The following is a 15,022-nucleotide window of genomic DNA, read 5'->3' as shown; positions in this document are numbered from 1 at the left end:
AACCGGGCATCGGCCGGCGACGCGCCGGGCCGGGGCGCGGCACCCGCACCGGGCCCGGCTCCCCGGACCCGCTCTGGGACCCCGGCCGAGCGGGTTGGTCGGGGCTCGGGCGGGGCGCCGGGGCGCGTTCGGCGGGTGCCGGTGGGGGTGTTGTTCGCGGTGCTGATCGTCGCCCTCGGCCTCGTCGTGGTCGCCGGGCTGGTGGCCGGGCGGGCCGTCGGGGGCGCCGCGGTGGTCGACGTCCTGCGGGGCGGCGGCGATCCGCTCGCGCGGCACGTGGTCCTCCAACTCCGGCTTCCCAGAACCCTGGTGGCGCTGACCGCCGGTGCCTGCCTGGGGCTCGCGGGGCTCGTCCTTCAGTCGGCGCTGCGCAACCCGCTGGCCGGACCCGAGGTCACCGGTGTGACCCCGGGCGCCGTGCTCGGCGCGGTGGCCGCGACCGGACTCGGGCTCGCGGGGTGGGAGTCCCCGATGGCCGTGGTCCTGGCCGCCTGCGCGGGCGGCTTCACCGGCGCCGGACTGCTCTGGCTGCTGGCGGGCCGCGACCGGGGCGACCCGGCGCAGACGGCCGTCCACGGCGTGCTGGTGTCGGCGGTCCTCTCCGGGCTGACCGCCATGGTCCTGCTCGTCGCGCCCGGCGAACTGGGCAGCGTCGTGCAGTGGCTCGTCGGCTCCACCGAGGGCCGGGTCATGGAGCACTGGCGGCTCCTCTGGCCCTGGGCCGCGGTCTGGTCCGTGGCCGCCTGCCTGCTCGCCGCGCCGCTGACCCTGCTGCGCTGCGGCGACGAACAGGCCGCGGCGGCCGGACTGCGCACCGGCCGCGCCCGGCTCGCCGCGCTCGCCTGCGCGGTCGCGCTGACCGCGGGCGCCGTCGCGGTGGTCGGCGCGCTCGGCTTCGTGGGGCTGCTCGTCCCGCACCTGGCCCTTGCCCTGTTCGGGGCCGACCTGCGCCGGGCCCTGCCCGGCTCGGCCCTGCTGGGCGCGGTGGTCGTGGGCGGCGCGGATGCCGGCGCCCAGTGGCTCTCGCCCGTCCTCGCGGAGGCCTTGGAGACGGACCGGCTGAGCATTCCGACGGGCGCGCTGACGACGTGTGTGGGCGCGGCGCTGCTGCTGATCGTGGCCCGACGCGGAACGGAGGAGAAATGAGAAGGACCACGGAGTCGCTCGGGACACGGGCGGTGGAGGCGGGGAGCGAGGTGTCCCCGCCCCGCGTGGCCGGTACGAGTCCCGGTGCACCCGGCACGATCCGTACCGAGGGCCTACGGTTCGGCTACCCCGGCCGCGAGGTGCTGGCCGGGATCGATCTGACCGTGGACGCCGGCGAGTCGGTCGCCCTCGTGGGGCTCAACGGCTGTGGCAAGTCCACCCTGTTGCGGCTCTGCGCCGGGCTGCTGCGGCCCGGCGAGGGGCGGGTGCTGCTCGACGGCGTCGACCTGTCGCGGCTCTCCCGGCGCGCGGCCGCCCGCCGGGTGGCGATCCTGCACCAATCCGCGCCGCCCGTACCCGGTATGACGGTCCGTCGACTTGTGCAGCAAGGGCGGTACGCCGCACGTGGCCCGCTCGGGATGCTCCGCGACGGGGACGACGCCGTCTGCGCGCGGGCGATGGCCGACGTGGGCGTCGAGGCGTGGGCCGACCGGCCGGTGGACGACCTCTCGGGCGGTGAGCGGCAGCGCGTACGGCTGGCGATGGCCCTGGCCCAGGACACCCGCGTCCTGCTCCTCGACGAGCCGACCACGTACCTGGATCTGCGACACCAACTGGAGGTCATGCGGACGGTGGTGCGGCTGCGCGAGGAGCGGGGGCTGACGGTGGTGATGGTGCTTCACGACCTCGGCCACGCGGCCCGGTTCGCCGATCGGATCGTCGCCCTGCGGGAAGGTCGCGTCGCCGCCGACGGCCGGCCGGAGGACGTCGTCACCCCGCGCCTCCTGGCCGACGTGCTCGGAGTGGCGGGCCGGGTGGGCCGTGATCCGGAGGGCGGCTGGCCCGTGTGTTACCCGGATCACCCTCTGGATGCTCATGATGCTCTTGCGAAATGAAAATCATATTCATTAGTGTCTGTGGTGCGTCGCCGGTCCGGCGGCGTGACCATCCACGAATGGAGAGTCAACTCATGGAGCAGCACAAGGTGTTCAGCCCGATCGCGGAGCAGGGCCAGCTGGCCCACCTGTCCGCCACGCACTCCAACGCGCTGGTGGAGAACCCCTTCGAGGACGCCGTCGAGGCGGACACCGACTCGGACAACTGAGTCCGGCGTCCGGCCTCGTGCCGGACGCCCGCGGGCCCGCCCGGATCGCCTTCCCGGGCGGGCCCCACCCGTCTCCATCCGTCTCCACCCCTTCGCACCCGCTTCTGGAGGAACCCCCGTGACCACCGCGCGACTTGCCCCCGGTGTCGTCCTCGTCACCGTCCCCGGCCAGGGGCTCGCGGTGCGCACACCGGACGGGGAGTTCCTCCGCGTCGACACCGGGGCAGCCGCCCCCGAGGACGTCGTGGCCCGACTGACCGACGGCGGCAGGGGACCGGCCGCGCTCGACACCCTGGCCGCGGCCTTCGAGGAGGCCGGATACGCGGGGAAACCGACCGCGCCGCCGGAGCCTCCGCTCGCCGGGCGGACCGTGCTCCTCCTCGGCGACCCGCTGCTCACCGGTCCGCTCGCCCGGTGGGTGGCGGACGCCGGCGCCGACGTCCGCACCGGCACGCCCCAGGACCTCGGCGACGTCGCCGGGGACCCGAGGGCCGCGGTCGTCTGGTGCCTGGACGGCCCCGTCCCCGAAGGCCTGTGGGACGAGGCCGACCGCCTGCCGTCCCAGGGCACGGCCTGGCTGCGCTGCCACCGCGAGGGTGCCCAGGTGTGGCTGGAGCCGCCGGCCTGCGGGCTGGGCGACGTCACCTCGCACGACATACGGCTCCGCCGCCTCGCAGCGACCCCGGCGCACCGCGAACTCACCGCGTACTGGCAGGGCCAGTACGCGGCTGCCTCCGACCCCGGTCATCAGGCGGCCTCCGCCGCCCTCACCGCGGCCCTCGTCACCGCCGACCTCCTCGCCTGGGCGACGGACCCCGACGGCCCCCGCTTCCGGGCCGTGCGCCGCACCCTGCGCCGAATCGACCTGCGCACGCTCACGGTCACCGACCACCGCGTCCTGCCGGTCCCGCCGGTGGCGCGGATCGCGCCGGTCCCGCCGGTGACAACAGACACGCCGGTCCCGCAGGTCGCGGGAATCGCCGTGCCGGACGGCGCTTCGCGCACGCCAAGTGCCACGGATCCCCAGGGCGTTCGATGAGGACCCTGCTCATCGACGGCCTCGCCACCGACCTCTGCCTCCCGGACGGCGCGGGCCCCCACCCCGCCGTCCTCCTCCGCACCCCCTACGACCGGCGCCGCCACCGCGCCGAGCTGCGCGCCTGGGCGGCCCGCGGGTTCGCCGCCGTCGGGCAGGACGTCCGGGGGCGGCACGCCTCCGCGTCCGCCGGCGCCTGGCATCCGTACCGCTCCGAAGCGGCGGACGGCGCCGCGGCGCTTGCCTGGATCCGCGGGCAGGAGTGGAGCGACGGACGCGTGGTGGCCGTCGGGGCCTCGTACGCGGCCCACTGCGCCCTCGCCCCGCTGCCGGCCGGGGACGGGCACGGCCCGCACCCCGGTCCCGACGCCGTCATCGCCGCCGTACCCGCCCTCGGCGGTGGCGAAGTGGCGCGCGAGGCGACCGGGGTGGAGAGGTTGGCGGCCCGCGCCGGATGGTGGCTGGCGCACGGCGACCGCCCCGACTCCGACGACCAGGCCCTCGAACAGGCCCTGCGGGACACCCCCGACCTGCTCGACCGGCTCCCCGTCGCGCGGATCCTCCCGCTCGCCTCCTGGCCCGGCGTGTGGGCCGCGTCGCGCGACGAGGACCTGTGGAAGCGGGCCGCCTCCGCCCGCGTACCGCTGCTCGCCGTCGGCGGCAGCCGCGACCCCTTCGCCGACGACACCGTCCGCCTCTGGCGCTCGTGGGGCGCACCCGCACGGCTCCTCCTCGGCCCCTGGGGACACGGCCTGACGGCCACCCCCGCACCCGAGGCCCGCCCCGAACACCGTCTGGACCTCGGCTCCTTGTACGCCCGCTGGGCCAGGGCGGCGCTGGCCGGCACCCTGCACGGCCGGAGCGGCGCGATCGCGCTCGGCGGCAGCGCCCACTGGTGCGCCGCCGCCGACGCGGAGTCCGCGCACCCCGTCCCGTACCGCTTCGGACACAGCGCGGGCCTGCGGCTCGTGCACGGCGCCGAGTTCGTCGCCGATCCGCTGCGGCCGGTGCGCTCCGACCGCCTCGACATCGACGAGCACGGCGCGCCCGACCGCTGTCTGCTCGTCACCCCGCCGCTCCCGCGCCCCCTCGACCTGCTCGGCGACGCCGACGTACGGCTCGTCGCCGCGGCCGAGGGGCGGAGCGCCGACTGGGCGGTGCGGCTCGTCGCCCTCCACCCCGACGGGCGCGCCGAACCGCTCGCCACCGGCATCGTCCGAGCCGCCCACGAAGGGTCGCGGGCACGGGAGGTGACGGTTCCTCTCGGGCACGTCGCACGCCGTTTGCCCGCCGGGGTCCGGCTCCGCGTCGAGGTCGCCGGACACCACTTCCCGGCCCACGCCCGCAATCCGCACACCGGCGAGGACCCCGTGACCGCGACACGGCTCCTGCCGTCCCTGCGGTCCGTGCGGACGGCCGGCAGCGTCCTGCTGCTGCCCGTCGTCCACCGCCCCGCAGCCACCGATCCCGTACAGGAGACACTCCGTTGACCCTCACCGGCGTACCGTCGCTCGACGCGCTCGTGGACCCCGTCTGCGGGCTCATACGGGGAGTCGAACCCGTTCCGCACCCCACCGGCGCCCCGCCCCGCTACACCGCGATGACCGCCGAGGTCTCCGACGCGCGCCGGTTCGGGGCCTGGCCCGCCGACCGGGTCTCGCTGGGCACCACCTTCGGCGATCCGCGGGGCGCGCGGCTCGCCGCCGTCGCCGAAGCCGTCGAGCGGTACTGCGGCAACCGGCTGCCGCCGCCCGGACACCCGGACGCGCCGCGCCGGGCGACCGCCGACGAACTCCGCGCCGAGGGACTGCGGTTGTACGGCCCCGGGGACCTGCCCTCGTACGCCTCCTGGCAGTACGAACGGCCCCGCTTCCCCTACGTGCCGCTCGGCCCCGACACCCCCACCCTCTGGGCCCGGGGCGCCGAGGACGGCCTGGAATGCTGGGTGCCGGTCGCCCTCAGCCATCTCAACTGGCGCCAGGGTGAGCTGTGTTCGCTTCCGCGGACCCATCACCTCAACTACGCGGGCATCGCCACCGGCCAGGGCTTCGACGACGCCGTCGAACGCGGGCTCCTCGAAGTCGTCGAGCGCGACGCGCTGGAGCTGTGGTGGCACCTCGACGGGCCCACGCGGGGCATCGACCCGCGCTCGGTGCCCGGACTCGACCGCGACCTCGAGGGCTGCGGTCTCGAGGTCCGGATCGTGGAGATGCCCTCCGAGTTCGCGCCGTGCGTCGCCGCGTGGGTGTACGACCCCGAACGCGGCATCCACGCCGCCGGGTTCGCCTGCCGCTACGACCCCGCGGAGGCCGCGCGCAAGGCGGTCCTGGAGGCGGTCCACACGTGGGTGTTCACCCAGGGCGCGGTGGACGCGGACGGCTGGGTCTTCCGTGCGGTCGAGGCGGGCATGTTCGCCCGCGGCCTGTACCTCGACCACCGGGCCGACCGGCGCTACCTGGACGCCGTCGGCGAGGACTTCGGCGCGGTACGGGACCTGGGCGCGCACGTCCAGGTCTGGCTGGACCCCCGGATGGCGTCGTACGCCCGCCGCTTCACGCACCCGGCGCTCGGCGTGGTCCCCGTCGACGAGATCCCGGCGGGCAGCCGGACCACGCTCGACGCCCGCCTCGCGGTCGGCGGCCACCGCCTGGTCACCGTCGACCTGACGACCGAGGACATCGCCGAGACCCCGCTGCGGGTGGCCCGGGTCCTGGTCTCCGGCCTCGTCCCCAACGCCCCTGCCGCCTTCGGCTACTTCGGCTGCGAACGCTTCGGCCGAGCGGCGATCGAACGAGGCTGGCGCACGACGCCACCGACTACCCCGCACGACTTCACCCTCGCGCCGCCGCCACACATGTGAGGACGGGGACGATGACCGATGCGCACATGGGCCCGAGGCCCGGGCCGGCCGGGCCGGCCGGTCTGCCCGTGCCGGGCGGGCCGCTCCGCGACGGGGAGCGCCCTCACCCCGCTGCGCCCGCCGACGGGCGGCCGGACGCCGGGTGGGGCTTTCGTCCCCGTGCCGCGGCCGACGCGGCGCCGGACCCCGGCCCGGCTTCCAGCGGGGCTGCGGCCTCCAAGGCCTCAGCGGGAGCGGTCCACGCGCCTCGCCCGGCGGGTGCATCGGATGTGCCTTCCGCGACTGGCCTGGTGGCGGCGGGGGCCGCGGGCTCCGCGCCCCGTGGACGGGGACCGGGTAGGGGTTCCCTGGTCTCGGGGGCGCTGGCGCTTGCACGGTCGGGGCGGGTGCCTGGGGACGACTTTGCGGCGGGGAGTGCTGTCACCGCCTGGTCCGGGGAGGCCTTGGCCGTGCCGGACGAACTGGATCGGTTGCTGCAAGCGTCACTCGCGGGCGGGCGGTTGCGGCCCGCCGCGTCGGCGGGGGGCCTGCACCCCGTGAACGCCCATCTCCTGGTGGGCCCGGGCCGGACGACCGCGCCCGGGCGGTACGCGTACGACCCGGCCCGCCACCGGCTCCACCCCCGCGGTGGCGCACCCGTCGCTGCCCCGCCCGGCGTGGTCGTCGTGCTGACGGTGACCGCTCGCCGTACCGTCTCGCACTACGGCCACCGCGCCTGGCCGTTGCTTCTCCTCGACACCGGCCATGCGCTCGCGGCGCTCGCCCTGGCCGGCGCGCAGGCGTACTGCGGGGACGCGGACGGGGCGCTCCTGGCCGCCGCCGCGGGCCTGACTGTCAGCTCCGGCGAGCCCGAACACGCCCTTGCGGCGGCCTGGTTGGGCCCCGGTGACCCGCCCGTCGGCAACCTCCTCGCGCCCTGGGCCGGGCACCGTCCCGGCACGGCGCCGCTGGGCACCAGCAGGTCGGCGCCCACCGTGCTGAGCGATGCCTGGGATGCGCTCGCGGAGGTCACGGAGCAGGCGGGGAAGGGGAGTTGGCGTCGCTTCCCCGGTGTGCCGACCGCTCCACCCCGTGCACAGCGCCGCAGCGCCGCCCCCGGCTTCCGCGGAGTACCCGACCGCGCGGAACTGGCCCGCCTTGTGCGTGCGGCCGAGGCGGCCGGACCCGAGGGCGTCCGCTGGTGCGTGGCCGTCGGCGGCCACGATCCGGCCGTCCTCGGCGGCCCCGAACTGCGCCCCCTGGCCACCGGTGACGCCCGCCCCACGTTCGCGCGATGGGCCGCGGGCCAGGCGTGGCTCGCCGAGGCCGGAGCCGTACTCCTCGCGTACGGCTGCCCCGACGACGCCCCGCCCGCTGCGATCCGCCGCACGCACCTCGGTGCCGGCTACGCCGTCGGCCTCACCCAAGTCCTCGCCGGCGAAGCGGGGTTGCTCTCCCGGCCGGTCGGCTCCTGGCAGTCCGCCGACCTCGGCGCCGCACTCGGCGACCCACCGAGACTCTCCCCGGTCCTCCACGCCCTGGCCCTCGGCCGCCGCCCGGAGGGGCGCCCCCAGGCACCGGCCCGTCCACCGTCCGACTCCGCCCAAGGAGCTCCGCCGTCATGATGCTCCACCCGGAGTTGGTCCGCGCCGTACGTCCGGCGCGCGGGACCCTCACCGTCGCCACCGCGCTGCTCGTCGCCGTCACGGTCACCCATCTCGCGCAGGCAGCCCTGCTCGCCTTCGCCCTCGCCCGCATCGCCCGCGGTACCGGCTCCACTGACGGTCTCGGCCCTCTCCTTGCCGGTGTGCTCGCCACCGTCGCCGTACGGGCCTGGCTCATGCGTCGGCAGCGTCAGGTCGCCGTGCGCGCCGGCGCCACCGTACGGACCGGGCTGCGCGACACGCTCCTCCAGCGGCTCGGGACCGTCGGAGCCACCCGGGAGGCGGACGCGCGAGCCGGGGCCGTACGGGCCACGCTCGTCGACGGCGTCGAGGGCGTCGACGCCTACGTGTCCCGGTACCTCCCCCAGCTCCTCGTCACCGTCGCCGTACCCCCCGTCCTGCTGCTCGCCGTCGCGTTCGTGGAGCCGTACGCGGCACTCGTCCTCGCCCCCGCCCTTCTTCTCGCGCTCTTCGCCCCTCGCTGGTGGGACCGGCTGCTCGCGCGGCGCGGGCAGGAGCACTGGGGTGCGTACGAGGCCCTGTCCGCCGACTACCTGGAGGCGCTCCAGGGCATGCCGGCCCTGCGCGCGGCCGGGGCCGTCGCCCGGACCCGGGCGCGTCTGGAGGCGCGGTCCGCGGAGCTGCACCGGGCGACGGTGGCCAAGCTGCGGGTCTCGTTGGTCGACACCGGCATCACCGATCTCGCCGTGCAGGGCGGCACGGTCGCCGCCGCGCTCGTGGCGTGCACCTCGGCCGCGTCGGGGCGGACGGCGGCGACCGGCACGTACCTCGTCCTGATGCTGGCCTCCGAGTGCTTCCGGCCGATCCGCGACCTGTCGCGAGAGTGGCACTCCGGATATCTCGGTGTCTCCGCCGCCGACGGCATCGCCGCGCTCCGGACCGCGACGGGCTCCGTGCCGGACACCGGGCGTACCGTCGCGGCCTGGGGCGAGGCGCCCGAGATCCGTTTCGAGGACGTCCGCCACACGCACCCGGGCGCGGCCGAACCCGCCCTGCGCGGCGTGACGTTCACCGCCCAGGCGGGCCGGACGACGGCGATCGTCGGACCGTCCGGCGCGGGCAAGTCCACGCTGCTGGGGCTGCTCCTGCGTCAGGGCGGGGACGCGGAGGGCGGCCGGATCACGGTCGGGGGCGCCGACCACACCTCGTACACGCTGGCCTCCCTGCGGCGCGGGATCGCGGTCGTCTCCCAGGAGACGTACCTCTTCCACGCCTCCGTCGCCGACAACCTCCGGCTGGCGCGGCCCGGCGCCACGGACGCGGAGCTGCGGGCGGCGGCGCGCGCCGCCGGGATCCACGAGGAGGTCCTCGCGCTTCCGGAGGGCTACGGGACGGTCGTCGGCGAGCGCGGCGCGACGCTCTCGGGCGGGCAGCGCCAACGGTTGGCGCTGGCACGGGCGTTGCTGGCCGATGCGCCGGTCCTCGTCCTCGACGAGGCGACCAGTGCCGTCGACGAACGCCGCGAGGCCCGCATCGGCCGCGCCCTGCGCGAAGCGGCGCGGGGCCGCACCTGCCTGGTCGTCGCGCACCGCCTCGCGTCGGTACGGGACGCGGACCGGATCGTCGTCCTGGACGGCGGCCGCGTCGACGCGATCGGCACGGACTCGGCCCTGCGCGCGCGGGACGGCCTGTACGCGCGGCTGGTGGCCGCGGGAAGCACGAAGGAGAAGGCGGCGTGAGGGACATGGACGGCGACATGGACGGCGACATGGCCGACGACGACATGGACGCGTACGGTCCGGCGGCCCCTGGCCCCGATCGGCCCGGGGAGCCGCCCACGACCGGCCGGCCGCCGTCGCCCGACACGAAGCCCGCCGCACCGGCCACGACCGAGCCCCCGGAGTCGGCGCGCGGGCAGGCCGTGCCGACCGGGCCCGACGGCCCGTCCCCGGCTGAGTCCGACGCCCCGCCCCGCGCCCTGCGCGCGCTTCTCCCTGTCCTTGGGGCGCATCGGGGGATGACCGGGCGGACCTTCTTCGCCGCGCTGGTCGATCAGGCCGCGCTCGTCGCGCTGGTCACGGTCGCCGCGCATACCGTCGGGGCCGGCGTCGTGGAAGGGGTGGTGCCCGGCGCCGGGACCGTGGTCGCTCTCGTCGGGCTCGTGTTGGTGCGGTCGCTCGCCACCTGGCGGGAGATGGACCTGTCGCACGACCTGGCCTATCGGGTGCTCGCCGAGCTGCGCGTCCGGGTCTTCGACGGGCTCTCCCGGAGCGCGCCCGCGCGGATCGCCGGGCGGCGCAGTGGGGATCTCGCGTCGGCCGCGCTCGGGGACGTGGAAGCCCTGGAGTTCTTCTACGCGCACGCCGTCGCCCAACTCCTCGCCTCCGGTTCGGTCTTCGCCACCGGGGCGGCCGTGCTCGGGGTCGTCGACCCGTGGCTGCTCGCCGCCGTGCTGCCGGCCGCCGGGCTCCTCGTCCTCGGGCCGCTCCTCGACGGGCGAGGCAGGGCGGCGCGCGGGGCGCGGACGCGCGAGGCCGCCGCGGCGCTGTCGGCGGAGACCGTGGAGACCGTCGACGGGCTGCGCGAGCTCCTCGCCTTCGGCGCCCTGGACCGCCGCCGAGCACGGCTGCGCGCGTACGGCCGGCGGCTGGGTGACGCCCAGCGCGCCGAGCACACCTGGGAGGCCGGCGCAGCCGCCGTCCGCGACCTGCTCGTGGTCGCGGCGGTCGTCGGCGTCGTCGCCGCGGCCGCGCACACCCTGAGCGGCCCGTGGGCACCGGCCGCCATGGCCCTGGCCCTGGGCTGTCTCGCGCCGGTCGCGGATTCGGCGGCCGCGTTGGGCCAAGCGGGTGGTCTTCGGGCGGCCGCCGCCCGCGTGGGCGCCGCGATCGGTGCCCGGGCGGGCGCCCCGGCGGCCGAGCGGCCCGTGCCGCTGCCGGACGGACCTCTGGGAGTACGGCTGCGGGGCGTCCGCTTCGACTACGGCGGTACGGACGTCCTCGCCGGGATCGACCTCGTCGTCCGCCCGGGGGAGACCGTGGCGCTGGTCGGGGCCTCGGGCGCCGGGAAATCGACCGTGGCCCATCTCCTCGCCCGCTTCTGGGACCCGCGGGAGGGCGTCGTGGAGATCGTCGGCGACCAGGCCGCCGATCGCGCCGTCGACGTACGGCGCCTCGCCGATGCCGACCTGCGCCGCGCCGTGGCCGTGGTCGGGCAGGACGCGCCGCTTTTCCACGGCACCCTCGCGGAGAACCTGCGGCTCGCGGCGCCCGACGCCCCGGACGAGCAGGTTCGGGAGGTGGCGGAGCTGTGCGGGGTCGGCCATCTGGTCTCCGGCCTCGCGGTCGGCGAGCGCGGCGCCACGCTCTCGGGCGGCCAGCGGGCCCGCGTCGCCCTGGGCCGCGCCCTGCTGGCCGAGCCCCGCATCCTCGTCCTCGACGAGACCACGGCGAACCTGGACGCCGCCGGGGAAGCCGACCTCGCCGCCGCCCTCGCCGCCGCGCCGGGCGCGGCGACCCGCACCACCGTCCTCATCGCCCACCGCCCCTCCACCATCCGCCGCGCCGACCGGATCGCCGTGCTGGACGGCGGCCGGGTGGTGGAAACGGGTACCTGGGAGCAGCTGACGGCTCAGGAAGGTCCCTTCAGGACGCTCCTGAGCCGTACCGGGCCCTGAGGGCCCCTGAGGCCGTGCCGTCGTACCGGCCGGGCCCTGAGCCGGGCCCTGAGCGGGCCTGAGCGGCCCCGAGCCGTACGTACCGGGCCCCGAGCCGCGTCAGGACATCCGTCAGGACATCCGCAGCGCCAGGAAGAAGTCCAGCTTGTCCTCCAGACGCGACAGGTCCCTCCCCGTCAGTTGCTCGATCCGTCCCACCCGGTAGCGCAGGGTGTTCACATGCAGGTGAAGTCGGGTCGCGCAGCGCGTCCAGGAGCCGTCGCAGTCGAGGAAGGCCTCCAGCGTGGGGATGAGCTCGGCGCGGTGGCGGCGGTCGTAGTCCCGCAGCGGGTCGAGCAGCCGGGCCGTGAAGGCGCGGCGGACGTCGTCCGGCACGAACGGCAGGAGCAGCACGTGCGAGGCGAGCTCGTGGTGGCCCGCGGCGCAGACGCGGCCGGGGCGGGCCGCGGCGACCCGCCGGGCGTGACGGGCCTCCTCCAGGGCCCCGCGCAGGCCCTCCGCCGAGTGGACGGCCGCGCTGACGCCCAGGGTGAGGCGGCCGTCGTCGGCGAGACCGGACGACAGGGGGTCCCGTACCGCCGCGAGCAGCGCGTCGGCGTGCAGCCCGATGCTGTTGGTGCCCTCGTCCTCGCTGTCGGGGAGCGGCCCGGCGGGCAGCGGGACCAGGGCGATGGCCTCGTCCCCGTGGTGCGCGACGGCGATCCGGTCCGCGGAGTCGGCGCCCACGGTCGCCGGGTCGACGAGGATCTCCTCCAGGAGCGCCTGGGCGACGGGACCGGTGTCCACGGCGCCCGCCCCGGCCTCCGGGTCCCATTCCACCCGGGCGACGACGACCTGCCAGTGCGGCGCGGTCCCCAGGCCGGGCAGCAGCACCGGGGCGGCGACCCGCAGGCGGGCGGCGATCTCCGCCGGGGCGGCGCCGGTCTGGACGAGTTCGAGGACCTCCTGCGCGAGCCGGCGCCGTACGGTGCGCGCCGCGTCCCGCCGGTCCCGCTCGACGGCGATGAGCTGGGTGACGCCCTGGAGCAGGTCGAGCCGGGCCGCCGGCCAGTCGCCCGCGTCGGCCTCGACGGCGAGCAGCCAGTCGGACAGGACGGTTTCCCGTACGTCCCGGGAGGCGGGCGCGGCCCCGCGCCCGGTGTTGCGGATCGGGAAGAGGGAGTAGGTGGTTCCGGCGGCGCTCAGGCGGTGCGGCCCGCGGCGTCCGGTCCGGGTGGCGGCCAGGTGCTCGCCGGCCAGCTTCGCCGCGAGCCCGGCGTCCAGCGGCTCCCCGGCGCCCGCGATCTGGCGGCCGGTGGGGGAGAGGACCCAGGCCCGGAGGTCGAGGTCGGAGCCGAGAAGATCGAGGACGACCTCGGGGCCGCCGCCCGCCGGGCCGGAGGTCATCAGCCGCCGGTGGCGGTCGACGACCGCCGCGAGGTCCCCGGCCCGCTCCCCGGAGACCTGTCGAACAACGTGCTCGGTAATCGTCGCGAAAGCAACGGACTCGTTCACCGCGAACAGTGGCAGTCGGTGGCGCAAACACGCCTGTACGAGATCGTCGGGGATGTCTCCGAGCTCAGCCTCGCCGGCGGCCAGCGCCGCCACCCCGGCGGACGCAAGGATTCGGACGAAGGGCTCGGCGTCCTCCGGGTCCCGCAGCCAGGCGAGGCCGGTGAGGACCAGCTCTCCACCGGACAGATACCGGCTGGGGTCCTTGAGGTCCGTCGTCATCACGCCACGGACGGTGCGGTCCAGCTCGTCCTCACCACCGAGCAGGCGCAGCCCCAGCGCGTCGGTTTCCAGCAGTGCGCGCAGCCGCATCTCGTTGCCGCCGTTCCTTCTCGTCCGTCGCGAAAACTGTCGCGTTGTCGTAGGTGGCCTGGTGCCGCCGTTTCCAGGGGAAAACGGCGAGGTTACTGAGGACACCCTTTCGTTCGAATCTACAAGACGAACGAGGCCACCAGCCAACTCCTTCATGTTTTCGGTGACTGCACCCCAGCGGGCCGGGCTTGTGTACTAGGCCACACATCGCGTTAACAGCACGTGAACATGAATTCGAAGTCGAGGGCCGGCCGTCCCCCCGGGCCCGTACGACCGACCCCCGACCACTAGAAGCACAAGAAGAGAGCCACCATGGACTTCCTTCGCCCCGCCAGCTGGGAGGAGGCGCTCGCCGCCAAGGCCGAGCACCCCACGGCCGTGCCCATCGCGGGTGGTACCGACATCATGGTCGAGATCAACTTCGACCACCGGCGTCCCGAGTACCTCCTGGACCTGAACCGTATCGAGCTGCTGCGCGAGTGGGAGGTCGGCGAGGAGAACGTCCGACTCGGCGCTTCCGTTCCGTACACCCAGATCATGGAGAACCTGCGGGCCGAGCTGCCGGGCCTCGCGCTCGCCTCGCACACCGTGGCCTCCCCGCAGATCCGCAACCGCGGCGGCGTCGGCGGCAACCTCGGCACCGCGTCCCCCGCCGGTGACGCGCACCCCGCGCTGCTCGCCGCGGGCGCCGAGGTCGAGGTCGAGTCGGTGCGTGGCAACCGGTTCATCCCGATCGACGAGTTCTACACGGGCGTGAAGCGCAACGCGCTGCAGCCCGACGAGCTCATCAAGACCGTCCACATCAAGAAGGCGGACGGCCCCCAGCAGTACTCCAAGGTCGGCACCCGCAACGCGATGGTCATCGCGGTCTGCGCCTTCGGCCTGGCGCTCCACCCGGAGACCCGCACCGTCCGCACCGGCATCGGTTCGGCCGCGCCGACCCCGATCCGCGCCAAGGAGGCCGAGGCCTTCCTGAACGCGGCTCTGGAAGAGGGCGGTTTCTGGGAGAGCGGCAAGATCATCACCCCGTCGATCGCCAAGCAGTTCGCGGACCTGTGCTCCGGCGCCGCGAACCCGATCGACGACGTTCGTGGCACCGCCAAGTACCGCCGCCACGCCGTCGGCATCATGGCCCGCCGTCAGCTCGGCTGGACCTGGGAGCAGTACCGCGGCACCGGCCGCTCGCTTGAGGGAGCTGCATAACCATGCGCGTCAATTTCACGGTCAACGGTCGTCCGCAGGAAGCCGACGACGTCTGGGAGGGCGAGTCCCTGCTCTACGTCCTGCGTGAGCGGATGGGCCTGCCCGGCTCCAAGAACGCCTGCGAGCAGGGCGAGTGCGGTTCCTGCACGGTCCGCCTCGACGGTGTGCCGGTCTGTTCCTGCCTGGTCGCCGCCGGCCAGGTCGAGGGCCGCGACGTCGTCACGGTCGAGGGTCTCGCCGACTTCGCCAAGCAGCGCGAGGAGCACGGCCACGGTGGCTGCGCCACCGGCGCCTCGCTCGACTCCGCCAAGCAGTGGGAGGCGAAGCCCGGTCAGGACTCGCAGACCGGTGAGGGTGTCGAACTCTCCCCGATCCAGCAGGCGTTCATCGACGCCGGCGCCGTCCAGTGCGGTTTCTGCACCCCGGGTCTGCTGATCGCCGCCGACGAGCTCCTGGAGCGTCAGAGCGACCCGTCCGACCAGGACATCCGTGAGGCCCTCTCCGGCAACCTCTGCCGCTGCACGGGCTACGAGAAGATCCTCGACGCGGTCCGCCTGGCGGCCGCCCGTCAGGGAGAGGCGGTCTGACC

At 75.7% G+C, this 15,022-nt stretch carries 11 protein-coding genes and 1 pseudogene; 11 read left to right on the top strand and 1 reads right to left on the bottom strand.

Features of this window, described 5'->3' with window-relative positions:
* Positions 1-135: 135 nt before the first annotated feature.
* The 9 genes and pseudogenes from ACFV9D_RS28040 to ACFV9D_RS28000 all read left to right on the top strand — a co-directional run bounded on the left by ACFV9D_RS28040 (position 136) and on the right by ACFV9D_RS28000 (position 11,427).
* Positions 136-1,146, top strand: a complete 1,011-nt coding sequence (locus tag ACFV9D_RS28040; protein ID WP_385151922.1) for a FecCD family ABC transporter permease — start codon at positions 136-138, stop codon at positions 1,144-1,146.
* Positions 1,143-2,058, top strand: a pseudogene (locus ACFV9D_RS28035) (ABC transporter ATP-binding protein). Before ACFV9D_RS28040 ends, ACFV9D_RS28035 begins: the two are co-directional and overlap by 4 nt.
* Positions 2,059-2,116: 58 nt before the next feature.
* The gene (gene amiA / locus ACFV9D_RS28030) at positions 2,117-2,251 is read left to right on the top strand and encodes a streptamidine family RiPP (RefSeq protein WP_361864291.1); all 135 of its coding nucleotides are present in this window, start codon (positions 2,117-2,119) and stop codon (positions 2,249-2,251) included.
* Between the two features lie 118 nt (positions 2,252-2,369).
* Positions 2,370-3,290, top strand: coding sequence for a hypothetical protein (locus ACFV9D_RS28025; protein WP_385151919.1), 921 nt, complete (start codon positions 2,370-2,372; stop codon positions 3,288-3,290).
* Positions 3,287-4,777: a CocE/NonD family hydrolase gene (locus ACFV9D_RS28020; protein WP_385151916.1), complete on the top strand. Its 1,491-nt coding sequence runs from the start codon at positions 3,287-3,289 to the stop codon at positions 4,775-4,777. The genes ACFV9D_RS28025 and ACFV9D_RS28020 overlap by 4 nt, the downstream gene beginning before the upstream one ends.
* Positions 4,774-6,147: a YcaO-like family protein gene (locus ACFV9D_RS28015; protein WP_385151913.1), complete on the top strand. Its 1,374-nt coding sequence runs from the start codon at positions 4,774-4,776 to the stop codon at positions 6,145-6,147. Before ACFV9D_RS28020 ends, ACFV9D_RS28015 begins: the two co-directional genes overlap by 4 nt.
* Positions 6,148-6,683: 536 nt before the next feature.
* Positions 6,684-7,751 carry a hypothetical protein gene (locus tag ACFV9D_RS28010; RefSeq protein ID WP_385151910.1) on the top strand — a complete coding sequence of 356 codons (1,068 nt, stop codon included), beginning with the start codon at positions 6,684-6,686 and terminating at the stop codon, positions 7,749-7,751.
* A complete protein-coding gene (locus ACFV9D_RS28005) occupies positions 7,748-9,490 on the top strand; it encodes an ABC transporter ATP-binding protein/permease (RefSeq protein WP_385151907.1) in 1,743 nt (580 codons plus the stop codon). Before ACFV9D_RS28010 ends, ACFV9D_RS28005 begins: the two co-directional genes overlap by 4 nt.
* Positions 9,491-9,768: 278 nt before the next feature.
* Positions 9,769-11,427: an ABC transporter ATP-binding protein gene (locus ACFV9D_RS28000; RefSeq protein WP_385152052.1), complete on the top strand. Its 1,659-nt coding sequence runs from the start codon at positions 9,769-9,771 to the stop codon at positions 11,425-11,427.
* Positions 11,428-11,538: 111 nt separating this feature from the next.
* On the opposite strand, the gene ACFV9D_RS27995 is transcribed toward ACFV9D_RS28000, so the two are convergent.
* Entirely contained in the window at positions 11,539-13,230 is a 1,692-nt protein-coding gene (locus tag ACFV9D_RS27995; protein WP_385151904.1) for a PucR family transcriptional regulator, read from the bottom strand.
* Between the two features lie 312 nt (positions 13,231-13,542).
* On the opposite strand from ACFV9D_RS27995, the gene ACFV9D_RS27990 reads away from it, so the two are divergent.
* Positions 13,543-14,433, top strand: coding sequence for an FAD binding domain-containing protein (locus ACFV9D_RS27990; protein ID WP_385151901.1), 891 nt, complete (start codon positions 13,543-13,545; stop codon positions 14,431-14,433).
* Positions 14,434-14,435: 2 nt separating this feature from the next.
* Entirely contained in the window at positions 14,436-15,020 is a 585-nt protein-coding gene (locus ACFV9D_RS27985) for a (2Fe-2S)-binding protein (RefSeq protein WP_385151898.1), read from the top strand.
* Positions 15,021-15,022 lie beyond the last annotated feature (2 nt).

The sequence above is a fragment of the Streptomyces sp. NPDC059875 genome, assembly GCF_042731085.1.
Lineage (GTDB): Bacteria > Actinomycetota > Actinomycetes > Streptomycetales > Streptomycetaceae > Streptomyces.
This window is presented reverse-complemented; position numbering and strand designations above follow the sequence as displayed.